The organism is Dictyoglomus sp. GBS (assembly GCF_055179815.1).
This window is the reverse complement of sequence record NZ_CM143687.1, coordinates 1,905,361-1,919,628: the sequence shown is the minus strand read 5'-3', so window position 1 is coordinate 1,919,628 and position 14,268 is coordinate 1,905,361. Positions and strand designations below refer to the sequence as shown.

At 31.6% G+C, this 14,268-nt stretch carries 12 protein-coding genes; 7 read left to right on the top strand and 5 right to left on the bottom strand.

The genetic code is table 11. From position 1 onward, the window contains the following. Position 1: 1 nt before the first annotated feature. From ACY3IT_RS09600 to ACY3IT_RS09585, 4 genes are read right to left on the bottom strand one after another with little or no spacing between them, the layout of a single operon-like run. Positions 2–1,516, bottom strand: coding sequence for a bifunctional metallophosphatase/5'-nucleotidase (locus ACY3IT_RS09600; protein ID WP_463082722.1), 1,515 nt, complete (start codon positions 1,514–1,516; stop codon positions 2–4). A gap of 37 nt (positions 1,517–1,553) precedes the next feature. Continuing rightward, positions 1,554–2,792, bottom strand: coding sequence for a DUF401 family protein (locus tag ACY3IT_RS09595; RefSeq protein WP_463082721.1), 1,239 nt, complete (start codon positions 2,790–2,792; stop codon positions 1,554–1,556). A gap of 1 nt (position 2,793) precedes the next feature. After that, the gene (locus ACY3IT_RS09590) at positions 2,794–3,690 is read right to left on the bottom strand and encodes an AEC family transporter (RefSeq protein WP_463082720.1); all 897 of its coding nucleotides are present in this window, start codon (positions 3,688–3,690) and stop codon (positions 2,794–2,796) included. Further along, positions 3,656–4,918, bottom strand: a complete 1,263-nt coding sequence (locus ACY3IT_RS09585) for an MFS transporter (protein ID WP_463082719.1) — start codon at positions 4,916–4,918, stop codon at positions 3,656–3,658. Before ACY3IT_RS09585 ends, ACY3IT_RS09590 begins: the two co-directional genes overlap by 35 nt. Before the next feature lie 111 nt (positions 4,919–5,029). Here ACY3IT_RS09585 and argF point away from each other — a divergent pair, with 111 nt between their 5' ends. Then, complete coding sequence (argF, locus tag ACY3IT_RS09580) at positions 5,030–5,959, top strand: ornithine carbamoyltransferase (protein WP_463082718.1); 930 nt, start codon at positions 5,030–5,032, stop codon at positions 5,957–5,959. A 38-nt stretch (positions 5,960–5,997) separates the two neighbouring features. After that, positions 5,998–8,001 (top strand): protein kinase domain-containing protein, encoded by a 2,004-nt coding sequence (locus ACY3IT_RS09575; protein WP_463082717.1) that lies wholly within the window; start codon positions 5,998–6,000, stop codon positions 7,999–8,001. On the opposite strand, the gene ACY3IT_RS09570 is transcribed toward ACY3IT_RS09575, so the two are convergent. After that, positions 7,998–8,357: an FHA domain-containing protein gene (locus ACY3IT_RS09570; protein ID WP_463082716.1), complete on the bottom strand. Its 360-nt coding sequence runs from the start codon at positions 8,355–8,357 to the stop codon at positions 7,998–8,000. The two genes, ACY3IT_RS09575 and ACY3IT_RS09570, sit on opposite strands and share 4 nt — an antisense overlap. A gap of 266 nt (positions 8,358–8,623) precedes the next feature. On the opposite strand from ACY3IT_RS09570, the gene ACY3IT_RS09565 reads away from it, so the two are divergent. From ACY3IT_RS09565 to carA, 5 genes are read left to right on the top strand one after another with little or no spacing between them, the layout of a single operon-like run. Further along, complete coding sequence (locus ACY3IT_RS09565; protein WP_463082715.1) at positions 8,624–9,817, top strand: argininosuccinate synthase; 1,194 nt, start codon at positions 8,624–8,626, stop codon at positions 9,815–9,817. Beyond that, a complete protein-coding gene (gene argC / locus ACY3IT_RS09560) occupies positions 9,810–10,820 on the top strand; it encodes an N-acetyl-gamma-glutamyl-phosphate reductase (protein WP_463082714.1) in 1,011 nt (336 codons plus the stop codon). Before ACY3IT_RS09565 ends, argC begins: the two co-directional genes overlap by 8 nt. A 17-nt stretch (positions 10,821–10,837) precedes the next feature. Then, a complete protein-coding gene (argJ, locus tag ACY3IT_RS09555; protein WP_463082713.1) occupies positions 10,838–12,013 on the top strand; it encodes a bifunctional glutamate N-acetyltransferase/amino-acid acetyltransferase ArgJ in 1,176 nt (391 codons plus the stop codon). Positions 12,014–12,023: 10 nt separating this feature from the next. Continuing rightward, complete coding sequence (locus tag ACY3IT_RS09550; protein ID WP_463082712.1) at positions 12,024–13,187, top strand: aspartate aminotransferase family protein; 1,164 nt, start codon at positions 12,024–12,026, stop codon at positions 13,185–13,187. Then, positions 13,184–14,257, top strand: coding sequence for a glutamine-hydrolyzing carbamoyl-phosphate synthase small subunit (gene carA / locus ACY3IT_RS09545; protein WP_463082711.1), 1,074 nt, complete (start codon positions 13,184–13,186; stop codon positions 14,255–14,257). Before ACY3IT_RS09550 ends, carA begins: the two co-directional genes overlap by 4 nt. Positions 14,258–14,268 lie beyond the last annotated feature (11 nt).

Sequence of the window (14,268 nt, the reverse complement as noted above, 5' to 3'; positions counted from 1 at the left end):
ATTACTTTATAATTATACTCCTTCCTTCCACCTTTGGATTTATAGGAGAATGTTTTTTCAAGTATTCTACAAAAACATCTCTTAACATATCTCCGTAGATAATATTTTTGCCTCTTGTGAAAGCTGTAAATTTGTCTCCACCCGCAGCAAGAAAATCATTGGTTACTACTCTATAAACCTTGTTTAAATCTAAGGGTTCATTCCCAACAAAGACCTCTATCACCCTTGATCCTATAGGTCTTGTCATATTATATTTTACTCTAATTCCTGAAGTTTGTAAAATACCCTTTTCTAAGGTAGCGCTTTGTTCTAAAAGATCTAATATGTCTTTTCCTGTTAGATCCATTATTACCAATACATTATCAAAGGGAAGTAGAGTATATACTTGTTCCATTGTTATTTTACCCTTAGGGATATCTGTTCTTATGCCACCGCTATTTTGGAATGCAATTTGGGCATTACTTGCTTCTAACATTGCATCACATATTACATTACCTACGTTTGATTCTTCATTATAATTTCTTACAAGATCCACAAGAGTTTCCCCTACAATTTTCGAAAATTCTTCTTTAAGTTGAGCATTATATTTGTCAATTATTTCGGCTACATTAGGGTCATATTTATCCTCGGGTCCTGCAAAAACAGTTTTTAGTTCTTTTTCTTTTGTAAAACCTAAAATTAAACCAGTTTCAGGTTGTACTTTTAAATCTAAAACCCCTAAATATATACCATTGTATCCTGCTTGTACAATAATTGTTCCTCTAACTATTAAAGGATCTGTAACTACTGTATGGCTATGTCCTCCTACTATTACATCAATTCCAGGAACCTTTTCTGCAAGGGCTTTATCTGCAGCATAACCTAAGTGGGATAATACTATTATTAAATTGGCTCCTTGGTTTTTTACTTCCCTAATTAAGTTAGGGAGTACTTTTTCAGGTTCTATAAAAGTTAAATCTTTAACATAATCAGGTTTTACTATATAAGCAGTTTCAGTAGTTGTAAGTCCTATTATTGCAATTTTAAGACCTTTTCTCTCAATAATGATATAGGGTTTAACATTTGGAAGATATGTTTCATCTTTTAATATATTTCCCGCTAAAAAGGGAAAATTGGAGGATTTTATCCATTGTTGCAGAGTATCTTGTCCCCAATCAAATTCATGATTTCCAATGGTCATGGCATCAAACTTAAGATAATTCATTATTTTAATAACGGGTTCGCCTTTAAATATATTTGATATAGGAGTACCTTGGAACATATCTCCAGCAGAAAGAAGTATGGTGCCTTCTGGATTCTTAGCTCTTTCTTCGTTTATCATATAGGCTAAATAGGCTCCGCCACCTACTGGAATTTTCTCACTAATGCTTTTCACAATGTATGGTAGAAGTCTTCCATGAAAATCATTGATGTGGAGTATCTTTATATCTATTAAATTGGAAGTTTGAGAGAAAGAGAGGCTAATAAGAAGAAATAAAATCAACAGGAGAAGGAGAGTTTTTTTTAAATACCTCATTGTTTTTTAATCCTCCTTTGGAAAGATTATGTTTTAATTATAACAAGAATCTTATAAATATAAAAATTCCGAATGAAATTCCACTTTTCATTATATACTTGTAAACTTTATTCCAATCAGCATTAAAATATTCCCTTGTAAGAACTAAACAAAGATGCATAGGAGATACCATTACTCCTAGATATCCGCTTAAGAATGCCAATAAGATGTATTTTAATGGATTAACATATGGAAGCATTCCCACTAATATTGGAAAACTAATTCCAATAGAAGCAGAGGTAACTCCAGTTAATATGCCAACTATAAAGGGTATCAAAAAGAAAATAAGAGGGGTTGGAATGAAAGAAAAGTTAAGTAAATAGGCAATATCTGATACTGCTCCTGTAACTTCTAACATTTTTTTGAAGATCATTACCCCTAATATCAAGATTAGATTCTGTGGTTTTATTGAAGTCTTTAATGTATTAAAAATTTGGTGTGTATCAAAACGAAATATGACAAAAAGCAAAATAACAATTCCTAAAAGAACATATAAAAGATCAAAATGAAGAAAGATTACAGCAAAGATTAATATCAAAATAGGTAGGAAGGAGATTATAAAATCTTTAATGGGATTTTGAGAAATTGATATACCTTGGTTTTCTAAATTTTGATCTTGAGCTTGTTCTAAGGAATCGATCTCTTTAGAGGGCATTTTATAAAAGGAAAAAAGTAAACCTATAGCAAGTACGAATAATCCATATGGTAATGCTTCTTTTACAAGAATGTTTATAGGAGTTTGGGTTAGAGCTGAAACCAATATAATTCCTGGATATATAGGTAGAAATGGTTCCCATATATGCCTAAGCCAATAATTTATATAGCTTTTTCTTTCAGGTTCTAAATTATCATTGTCTGTTGATTCTTCTATGAAAGGTGCAGAAAAAAGAGCTCCGCCTACAGATGGAAGAAGGCCCATTATGATTGGCATAGATATCAAACGAATTTTATCGTCTTTAATCAAAGTTTTTAGCGAATTAACCATTTTTTTTAATACTTCTTTTTCTTTTAATATGGATTCAAATACTGCTATGAGATATAGGATTAAAAGAAGACTAATAGTATTCCAGTCTTTAACTGCTTCAAAAAAGGATTTTAAAATAGTATTTATGGATAGGCCAAAGCTTATACCCATAATTATGCTTCCACCTAAAAGTGCCCAATGAAGAGGGAATTTTTTGGATATTAATACTACAATAATACCAAAAATAATGGTTACCTTTAAGAGAGCTATCATCTTATATCACCCCTATCCATAAGTTTAATGTGATAAGAGAAATTAATGTGGAATAAATTATTACATGGGAGGCAAAAACAGAGTCCAAATCAAATTGTAAAGCAAGCACTAAGGCTGTTAGCATGGATGGCATAGCAGATTCTAATACAGTGACTTTATAGGGTACATCGGTTATTCCTAATACTCTTGAAAAGATTAAAGCAAGAAAGGGAAATAAGAGAAGTTTTAAGGTAATACCTGAGATAATACCTAATGTGGATTTATTGTTTTTTTGTGGTTTTGAAAAGGATAAACCTAAAAGAAACATCATGAGTGGTGTTGTGGCTTTTCCTAATATGGAAAGACTATCGATTAAAAAATCAGGAAGTTTATAGGGTGAAATTATAAATCCTAAAATTAATCCCCATAAAGGGGGATTATTTACTACTTTTTTTATTGTAAAGTTAAGATTTACTTTCTGAGCACTTAGCAAACTTATCAAGATAATACCTATTGTGTATATAAAAATAATCATACCTAATTGATCATAAATGATAGCAACAGTTAAACCTTGATTTCCATAAAGTTTCTCCATAATAGGATATCCTAGAAAGGTTACATTACCACCCACACTTACAAGAAAAAGACTTCCAATGGTTTTTTTGTTTAGATTTAGTCCAAAACCTATAAGTAGAGCAAGAATACCAGTTATGATACTAACTATCCATTCTACAATTACTACTTTATATAATGAAATTTGTGGGGGGTTAGTGTAAATAGAATAAAATACTAAAGCAGGTAAAGAAAAGTTGTATACGAATTTTGAAAATATTTCTCTATCTTCTTCTCTAAATATCTTATATTTAGAGATAAATCCTAATAAACTAATTAAAATCAGAGTTATTAATGTTTTTGACATTTTTCTTTGGATCCTCCACTTTATATACGAAATATAGAATATTTATTATTCCTAAAATGAGTAAGCAATGAAAAAGAAAGTAATATCCTTTTGTATCTGCAATTTTTCCTGCCAAAATAGGAGCTATAAAGGAAAAAGGTGCAAAAATAAGATTGATAGATCCTAAATAAAGTTCTCTTCTTTGGGAAGGGGAAAGATCAAGTATAAAGGCTAAATCTCCAACATAGAAAGCACTATTTATAATTCCGATAAAAATATAAACCGTATAGAAAGAAATTATATTATTTGCAGTTAAGAGAAGAATAAGAGATATTAATGTTGAAATTCTTCCCAAAAGGAGGGTTATCTTGTGACCAAATTTATCTCCTATGGGGCCTATGATAAAGGATGAAAGAGCTTGGGAAATTAAAAGGATGCCTGTAAAGTCTGCAACTATCTTATCTGGAATTTTAAATTGTTTTACAGAGAAAACTGATACAAAACTGATAAAGGATAATGAAAAGGTGTTTAGAATTCTTGAGATTGTATAATTTCTAAAATTTTTATCTTTAAAGACTATCTTTATACTTTTGATATACTCAGTGAGGGATGTATCTTGAACTTCATTTTCGTCAGGTTCCTCTCTGGTCAAAGATAGGAAAACAAAGGATATTAATAGAGCTATTCCAGCACAAAGGAAAGAATAGCCAAAGTTTATTGGAAATTGATAGGTGGAAAGGAAATATCTCGCTAAAAAAGCACCTCCAATCCCCATTATAGCTCCCAAACCATTTCCCATTGCGAAAAAGGTTCCTCTTTTACTTGGATGTATTACCTTACTTATCATGCTCATCCAAGGAGGTCCTAAAAATCCCATTGAAAATGTTGCAATGGCAAGTAAAAATAATGACAGATATAAAGAAAGTTTTGGAAAAGGAGATGCTAAAAAGAAGGCTATAAAAGACATAAAAAGATATGGAAGTCTTTCTCCCATGGTTACTTTTAATACTAATTCTATTTTTCTTTTATATCTTTCTGAAGCTCTTGCACCTAATATGGCTGGAATTGCCCATCCTAAGTTTGCAATTGCAGGAATTAATCCAATCTCAAGATTTCCAGCACCTAAATTCTTGGCAAATAAGGGTAAGAGGGTCTGAATAGAACCAAAGGTCATTCCCAAATTAAAGAATGCATTATCTATGGCATTGACTATAAAGTTCCAGCTATAATCCTTTTCTCTTAGACTCATAGCTTTTATAATATCAAATTTTTAATCTTCAGATAAGACTAATATTAAATGAAAAATTTAATGTATAATTTAAAATCAAGAAAATAATTATTTGTTGGGAGGATTACTTTTATGGGATATATGAAGGGAAGAGATCTACTTTCTATTTTGGATCTTTCAAAAGAAGAAATGGAGTATATATTTTCTCTTGCTAAAAGTTTGAAAAGTGATTTTCTTTCTGGAAAAAAACAGCATGATTATCTGAAAGGAAAAACAGTAGCCTTATTTTTTGAAAAACTATCTACCAGGACAAGAATATCTTTTGAGGTAGGAGTATATCAATTGGGAGGATATCCTCTTTATCTTAATGTTCAAGATATGCAACTAAAGAGAGGAGAAACAATTTCTGATACAGCGAGGGTACTTGAAAGATATGTGGATGGTATAATGGCAAGGGTTTATCAACATTCAACTTTAGAAGAGTTAGCAAAATGGGCTAATATACCGGTGATAAATGGACTTTCTGATTTGGAACATCCATGTCAAGTTATTTCTGATTACTATACTATTTTTGAAAAAAAGGGATATAAAAGATTAAAGATAGTTTATCTTGGTGATGGAAATAATGTGGCTAATTCGTTAATTTTGGCCGGAGCTCTTTTAGGTATGGAGATAGTATGCTCATCTCCAAAAGAATATTATCCTCCTTTAGAGATTATAAGAAAAGCTGAGGATTTAGCTAATAAAACAGGTGGAAGTGTGCAAATTATAGAAGATCCAAAAGAAGCAGTAAAAAATGCTGATGTTTTATATACAGATGTATGGGTAAGTATGGGACAAGAGGAAGAGAAAGAGTTAAGGAGAAGGGTTTTTCCTCCATATCAGTTAAACAAAGATCTTGTTAGTTTGGCAAAAGATGATGTTATAGTAATGCATTGTCTTCCTGCCCATAGAGGTGAAGAGATTACAGATGATGTTATGGATGGGGAACATTCGGTGGTTTTTGATCAAGCAGAAAACAGACTACACGTACAAAAAGCTATCTTGGCTTTGTTTATTTGATGCTTTTTTAAAATTCATTTTTAATGTAAAATATTTCTATGAGAAGTGTTTTCATTAAGATAGGTATACTTTTAGTATTCTTTGTATTACTCTTAGGTTTGTCCTCTTTAACCTTTTTTAAGGTATGGGAGAAACAAACTATAGATCTAAGATTTCATATTAGGGGAGAGACAAAACCCTCAGAAGATATTGTTATTGTTGGTATAGACGATAACTCAATTGAAGGTATTGGAAATTGGCCTTGGGAAAGATCTATTCATGGTAGATTTCTTGAAGTTCTAAGAAAAGAAAATCCTAAACTTGTAGTTTTTGATATTTTGTTTGATACCAAAACAGCTAAGGATACCATATTTGCTAAAAGCTTGAAATCCTTTAAGAAAGTTGTTTTATCTAATTATTTATATACTTATTTTGATAAAAGGCTTAATATAAGTCTACTTTCTCTAAAAGAACCGGTAGATATAATAAAGGAAGCTTCTCTTGCTACGGGTTATAGTAATGTATTAATAGATGACGATAATAAGGTCAGAAGGGCAAGACCTTATGAAGTGAATGAAACAGGTATTAAATACTATTCATTACCGCTTGTGGTTTATGGGATAGTTAGAAATGAATTTCCATATAAATATATTTATAAATTACCTGAGTTCTTTTATATAAATTTTAGGGGTGGAGAAGGATCATTTAGATATTTTTCCTATATAGATGTTTTAAATGGGAGATTCACTCCTAATACTTTTAAGAATAAGATTATTTTTGTGGGAGCTGTTTCTCCTATGTTAAAAGATACTTTTCTCCATCCTTTTTCAGGATATTTATCTCCTTCTGGAAAATCATATTCATATATGCCGGGTGTAGAAATCCATGCTAATATTCTTGATAATTTGTTAAATGATGATTATTTTAAAACCATAATTTTCCCTTTAATTCTAATAATTAATTTTCTTTCTGTATTTTTTACAGGTATTTTTTTAGGTAAAAAGATGGTTTTGAATGTTTTTATAACTATCTTTCTTATCTTGTTATATTTTGGACTTTCTTATTATTTGTTCTTGAAACATATTATAGCTCCTGTGGTTTCTCCTTCTCTTGGGATGGTATTGGGTTTTTTAGGAAATTTGGTATATCAGAGTATACTGCCTAAGGAAAGATTAGAAGGAATTACTATTAAGAAAAGATATAAAATATTGAAAAAACTAGGATCTGGGGGTATGGCTTCAGTTTATTTGGCAAAAGATTTAGTTACTAAGAAAGATGTTGCCATAAAAATACTTCATCCCCAATATGCAGAAGATAAAGAGGTCTTAGAAAGATTTTATAGAGAAATACAAGTATGTAAAGATCTTGATCATCCTAGTATCGTTAAGGTGCTTGATCATGGAAAAGAGGATGATCATGTATTTATGGTAATGGAATATGTGTCAGGGAAAGATTTGAAGAAAATTATGGAGGAGAAAGGTCCTATACCTGTGGATTTAGCAGTGGAAATTATAAAAAAAGTTGCTTGTGCTCTTTCCTATGCAAATTCAAAAAATATTGTACATAGAGATATAAAACCTCAAAATATTATGATAACTAATAATGGTAAAGTAAAACTCATGGATTTTGGAATTGCCCGAATAGGGGGACTTACCACATTAACTCAGACAGGTATTTTTATGGGTACTCCTCAGTATGCATCTCCAGAACAGTTAGAAGGTAAAAAAGTAGATATTAGATCTGATATTTTTTCCTTAGGAATAGTTTTTTATGAAATGTTAACTGGATTATTACCTTATGCTGAAGAAACAACTATTTCTCTTATGTTAAAAAGATATCAAGAAGAATTACCAGATGTAAGGAGTATCAATCCCAATATACCTGAAGGAATAGCTATGATTATTAAAAAAATGACTGCCCGTTTTCCAGAATTTAGATATCAAACTCCAGAAGAATTAATTGATGACCTCAATAGAGGTTATCCTTTACATCCTTATGAAGAGAAAAATATTTCATCTTCAGATACAATTATAAGAAGGGATAAAGATAAAAAAGATAATTAGAGGCATTTAAATACTAAAACCATATCTCCTAATTGTATGATATCTCCATCATGTAAAAGTTCCTTATTAACTTTTAATCCATTTACCATTGTTCCATTAGCACTTCCCAAATCCTCTATAAAATATTTATCCTCACTTCTTATTATCTTAGCATGAAATCTTGACACTGTTGGATTAACTATTACAATGTCATTTTCCCTTTCTCTTCCAATAGTTGTTTCGTCTTTAATAATTTTAAAGTCTTTACCTCTATCTTCTCCATGTTTTATGATTAAGTATGCCCAATTTATAGGAAGAAGTGTAGCATCCATTTTCATAGTATTAGAAGTGCCAGTTATTATATCATTTTTACCCATCTTTTGGATATTGATTTTCCCTTTTTCCTTTCTTCTCAAATAAATATCATATATATAAAATATCATATATTAATAGGGCAATAAAGATTACTAATAAAATAACTAAAAAAATATTCAATTTCCTTCCCCCTTTCATTTAGATCTTTATTGATGATTATATAAGAAAAATCGAAATTTGGCAATGATTGTTAAAGTTTATTAAAATAATGCATAAAATTGCATTTTTATGGTATAATTTTTCAAAATTGATTGGGAGGTATATGGTTATGAGTAAAGACAAAGTAGTGCTTGCATATTCTGGAGGATTAGATACCTCTGTAGCGATAAAATGGCTTATGCAAAAATATTCATTAGATGTAATAACTTTGACAGTAGATATTGGGCAGGGAATAGATTTGGAAGAAATAAAGAAAAAGGCTGAAAATTTAGGGGTAAAGAAGGCTTATGTTCTTGATTTAAAAGAAGAATTTGTAAATGATTATATAATTCCTGCTATAAAAGCTAATGCAATGTACGAAGGAGTTTATCCTCTTGCCACAGCTCTATCAAGACCTCTTATTGCTAAATATTTAGTTAAAGTGGCAAAGGAAAATGGAGCAAAGTATGTAGCTCATGGGTGTACTGGAAAAGGAAATGATCAGGTTAGAATAGATCTTGGGGTGAAGGCCTTAGCACCAGATTTAGAAATTATTGCTCCAGTTAGGGAATGGAATTTTTCGAGAGAAGAAGAGATTGATTATGCAATAGAGAATAATATACCTATACCTGTTTCAAGAAAAAGTCCTTTTAGTATTGATGAGAATTTGTGGGGAAGAAGTATAGAGGGTGGAATTTTAGAAGATCCATGGCAGGAGCCTCCAGAGGAAATTTATCAATGGACAAAATTAGAGAAGGAAGAACCATCTTATATTGAAATTACTTTTGAAGAAGGAATCCCTGTAGAATTAAATGGTGAAAGAAAAAATCTATTACAAATAATAGAAAACTTGAATGAGATCGTTGGTTCATATGGGATAGGAAGAATAGATCATATTGAAAATAGACTTGTGGGAATCAAATCTAGAGAAATTTATGAGGCACCCTCTGCGGTGGTAATAATAAAGGCTCATGAAGCTTTAGAAGATATGGTATTACCAAGAGAACTTGCACATTTTAAGAAGATTCTTGAGGGGAAATATGCTGAACTTGTATATTATGGCCTTTGGTTTGATCCTTTTAGAGAAGCTATTCAAGCCTTTATGGATAAAACTCAAGAAAGAATCACAGGAAAAGTAAGGATAAAGCTTATGCCTTGGAATTTTTCTGTAGTAGGAAGAATGTCTCCCTACTCTTTGTATGATCATGGGCTTGCTACTTATGATAAAGGAAGCACCTTTTCTACTGAGTCAGCAGTAGGTTTTATAAAACTTTTTGGACTTCAAAATTATCTATATGCATTAAGGGGAAACCAAAATGATTAGAGTAGGTATTGTAGGTGCTTCTGGATATGTAGGACAAGAACTTACTCGGATCTTGTTGAAACATGGAAAAGTAGAAAAAATATATCTTTTTACTGACCATTTTGAAGGTGCTGATATATTTAGAGGTGACAAGTTAATAATAAGGGAAAGAAAAGATTATCAAGAATATGTGGATGATTTAGATTTATTCTTTTTTGCCCTTGGAAATGGGGAGCTTTTAAAAATTTTATCAGAAAGTAGAGTTCCAGAAAGATTCATAGATTTAAGTGCAGATTTTAGATTTAAAAATCCTTATGAGTATGAGAGAATTTATGGTATAAAACATACATTACCTAATGTATTAGAGGAAGTTGTATATGGACTTCCAGAGATTTTTAGAAAAGAAATAAAAAAGGCAAAATATATTGCAAATCCTGGGTGTTATCCTACTGCTTCTATTTTAGGGATATATCCATTGATTAAGGAAGGAAAGACTTTTGGATCTGCAATTATAGATGCAAAATCTGGGATTTCAGGAGCAGGTAGAAAACCTTCTGATAAAAATATATATGGAAATATTGCAGAAAATTTCCAGGCTTATTCTATTCTAAATCATAGGCATCAGCCTGAAATAGAGAATGTGATTAAAGAATTTGGTTATATAAAAGTTTTATTTGTACCTCAACTTTTACCAACCTTTAGAGGTATATTTGCTTCCATATATGTACCTTTAAATGAAGAGATATCTTCTGAAGATCTTTTTGAAATTTACACGAATATATATAAAAATGAACCTTTTGTTAAAGTTCTTCCTCCTTTTACTTCCCCAGAAATTAAGAAAGTAAGAGGGACGAATTGGGTATTTATAAGTGCTCAAGTAGATAAGAATACTAAAAATGCATTAATATTTGTGGCTATAGATAATTTGATAAAGGGAGCTGCGGGACAAGCAGTACAAAACATGAATATTATGTTTGGTTTTTCAGAGGAAGAAGGACTTGATTTTTTACCTTTATATCCATAGATTAAGGAGAGATAAATATGTTATGGAAATTTGATGAAATTTATTTAACTGATATAAATGGTGTAAAAGCAGCAGGTGTATCCTGTGGCTTAAAAGAAGATAATAAATTGGATCTTGCTCTAATTGTGCTTGATAAACCAGTTTTTGCTGAAGCTATGTTTACTAAAAATACTGTTAAGGCTGCTCCTATTATTGTTTCTAAGAGGCATTTAGAAAAGTGTGGCATGATCCAAGCAATTGTTATAAATAGTGGGCAAGCAAATGCCTGTACTGGAGAAAAAGGAATAAAGGATGCAGAGATGATGGCAGAAAGAGTTGCTCAAAATTTAGGTATTGATAAGGAATTAGTTTTTGTGGCATCTACAGGTAAAATAGGAGCATATCTGGAAATGGATAAGATAGTTAGTGGAATTGATTTGGCATGTAAGGTTTTATCTAAGAATTCAGGAAGAGAAGTAGCCGAAGCAATTATGACTACTGACACTTTTCCCAAAATGTCATCTGTTAAATATGGTGATGTAATAATATCTGGAATAGCAAAAGGAGCAGGTATGATTCATCCTGATATGGCAACCATGTTGGTTTTTATAGGCACAAATGCTAAATTGGGAAAAGATGCTATGAAGAAAGTTCTTAGAAGAGGTGTGGGTAAATCATTTCATCAGATAAGTGTAGATGGATGTACCAGCACAAATGATACGGTTCTTTTTTTTGCTACTTCAGAAAAGGAAATTAAAGAGAATATTTTTCAAAAAGGATTTGACATGTTAACTGAAGATTTGGCAAAGATGATAGCAAAAGATGGAGAAGGGGCCACTAAATTGATTGAGGTTAGAATTGAAAAGGCGGAAAGTTTGAAAAAAGCAAGGGTTTTAGGAAGAGCTGTTATTACTTCTAATTTAGTAAAAGCTGCTTTTGCAGGTGGGGATGATAATTGGGGTAGAATATTAGCAAGTATTGGTCAAACAGGATACAACATCGATTTAGACAAGATAGAGCTTTATATTGGTGAATATTTAGTTTTTGCAAAAAATGAACCTTTAAGGTATAATTCTCAGGAAGTCAAAAATTATTTAAAAAATAGGGAAGTTATGGTGCGTATAGTATTAAATGAAGGTAGATATAATGCAGTTTCATGGGGATCAGATTTGACGGAGGAATATGTAAAAATAAATGCATATTATAGGACATGAGGTGGAAAAAATGGAAGATAGATTTTTTCCTGTTTATAAAAGGTTTAAGCCCGTCTTTGTAAGGGGTGAAGGTGTTTGGCTTTTTGATAGCAACGGAAATAAGTATCTGGATTTAAGTAGTGGTATTGGAGTTAATGCTTTAGGACATGCCCATCCTCATATAGTTGAAAAGGTCAAAAATCAGATAGAAAAATTAGCTCATGTATCAAATCTATTTTATAATTTACCGCAGTTTGAACTTTTAGAAAGACTTGCCTCCCTTACAAAAAGGGAGGCATTTTTTTTATCTAATAGTGGTGCTGAGGCTGTTGAGGCAAGTATTAAATTGGCTCGTAAGTTTTTTCAGGGTAAAAAGTGGAAGATTATAAGTACGCAAAATTCTTTTCATGGTAGAACATATGGTGCTTTATCCGCTACTGGACAAAAGAAATATCATGAGGGTTTTGAACCTTTAGTACCTGGATTTACTTATGTCCCTTTTAATAATATAGAGGTATTAGAGGAAACTATAGATGAAGAAACATGTGCTATTATATTGGAACCTATACAAGGTGAGGGCGGTGTTTATCCAGCTGACAAGGAATATCTTAAAAGGATAAGAGAGATAACTAAGGAAAAAGGAATTCTTCTTATCCTTGATGAGATTCAGACTGGAATTGGAAGGACAGGATATTTTCTAGCTGAGGAGTTTTATGAGATACAAGCGGATATAATTCTTCTTGCAAAAGCTTTAGGGGGAGGACTTCCATTAGGGGCTGTTTGTACCACTAAAGATATAGCAAGTGCTATGACTTCTGGCAGTCATGGAACTACTATGGGAGGAAATTTAGTTGCTTGTTCTGCTGGAATTGCAGTACTGGATACTATTGGCAATGAGAAATTTTTAAGGGGGGTTAGGGAGAAGGGTTCCTATCTTCAAGGAAAACTTCTGGAGTTAAGAAATGAAACTCCATTGATAGTAGATATAAGAGGTAGGGGATTAATGTGGGGAATAGAGTTAAAGATTAAAGTAAGAGATATTTTAGAGGAATTAATTGAGAAAGGTGTGGTAGCCTTATCCGCAGGTGAAAATGTACTAAGACTACTGCCTCCTCTTATCATAGAAAAAGAAGAAATAGATTATGGCATTTCAAAAATAAGAGAAGTTTTATTAAAGAGGAGTGAAAACTTATGAGCAAAGAGGCGATTCTTGTTTTAGAAACAGGCCATAGTTTTATTGGAGAAAGTTTTGGACATAAAGGAGAAACAATAGGTGAGATAGTTTTTAACACCAGCATGGTAGGATATCCCCAAGTACTTACTGATCCATCATATGCCAATCAAATAATAGTCTTTTCCTATCCTTTAATAGGAAATTATGGGATAGATTCTGAAAGATTAGAAAGTAATAAGATTCATTGTGTAGGTGTTGTTGCAAGAGAATTTAATGATTATAAATTTCATTGGAATAGTGATAAATCCTTAGAGGAATTTTTGATAGAAAATAGGATAATTGGTATCCACAAAATAGATACAAGGGCTATAGTTCGTGAAATAAGGAAATTTGGCACTATGAAAGCTATTATTTCCACCGAAGAGAAAGACCCCTTTGTGTTAGTTAAAAAGCTTGGAGTTTATGATTTTAATTATTTAGATCTTGTAAGAAGGGTTACTACTACAATTCCTTACGAAATAAATGAGGACGGGAATAAGAAAATTGCCCTGATAGATTTTGGAGTAAAAAGAGGAATAATAAGAGAGCTTCTAAAGTATAATTTAAGAATAAAAGTTTTTCCAGCATGGGCATCCTTTGAAGATATTAAAAGCTATAATCCAGATGGAATAGTTCTTTCAAATGGCCCTGGAGATCCTTCCAATGTTCCATATGTACAAGAGACTATAAGGAGAATATTAAAACTGGAAAGACCGATTCTTGGTATATGCCTTGGAATTCAACTTCTTTCATTAAGTGTGGGGGCTCGAACCTATAAATTAAAATTTGGACATAGAGGAGCTAATCATCCTGTTTATCATGTGGACTCTGGAAGGACTTTTATAACTTCTCAGAATCATAGTTATGCTGTTGATGATAGAACTCTACCACCAGGTTTTGAAGTAAATTACTATAATCTTAATGATAATACGGTGGAAGGAATAAAGCATGATTCCTATCCTTTAATAGCTGTACAGTTCCATCCTGAGGCATCTCCTGGTCCATGGGATACAAAATATATTTTTGATGATTTTTACAATCTAATTTCATAGAGAGGTGAAAG

Bases quoted from the DNA above. Each gene is read 5' to 3' on its own strand.
- ACY3IT_RS09600 (WP_463082722.1), bottom strand. From the start codon at position 1,516: ATGAGGTATTTAAAAAAAACTCTCCTTCTCCTGTTGATTTTATTTCTT.
- ACY3IT_RS09595 (WP_463082721.1), bottom strand. From the start codon at position 2,792: ATGATAGCTCTCTTAAAGGTAACCATTATTTTTGGTATTATTGTAGTA.
- ACY3IT_RS09590 (WP_463082720.1), bottom strand. From the start codon at position 3,690: ATGTCAAAAACATTAATAACTCTGATTTTAATTAGTTTATTAGGATTT.
- ACY3IT_RS09585 (WP_463082719.1), bottom strand. From the start codon at position 4,918: ATGAGTCTAAGAGAAAAGGATTATAGCTGGAACTTTATAGTCAATGCC.
- argF (WP_463082718.1), top strand. From the start codon at position 5,030: ATGGGATATATGAAGGGAAGAGATCTACTTTCTATTTTGGATCTTTCA.
- ACY3IT_RS09575 (WP_463082717.1), top strand. From the start codon at position 5,998: ATGAGAAGTGTTTTCATTAAGATAGGTATACTTTTAGTATTCTTTGTA.
- ACY3IT_RS09570 (WP_463082716.1), bottom strand. From the start codon at position 8,357: ATGGGTAAAAATGATATAATAACTGGCACTTCTAATACTATGAAAATG.
- ACY3IT_RS09565 (WP_463082715.1), top strand. From the start codon at position 8,624: ATGAGTAAAGACAAAGTAGTGCTTGCATATTCTGGAGGATTAGATACC.
- argC (WP_463082714.1), top strand. From the start codon at position 9,810: ATGATTAGAGTAGGTATTGTAGGTGCTTCTGGATATGTAGGACAAGAA.
- argJ (WP_463082713.1), top strand. From the start codon at position 10,838: ATGTTATGGAAATTTGATGAAATTTATTTAACTGATATAAATGGTGTA.
- ACY3IT_RS09550 (WP_463082712.1), top strand. From the start codon at position 12,024: ATGGAAGATAGATTTTTTCCTGTTTATAAAAGGTTTAAGCCCGTCTTT.
- carA (WP_463082711.1), top strand. From the start codon at position 13,184: ATGAGCAAAGAGGCGATTCTTGTTTTAGAAACAGGCCATAGTTTTATT.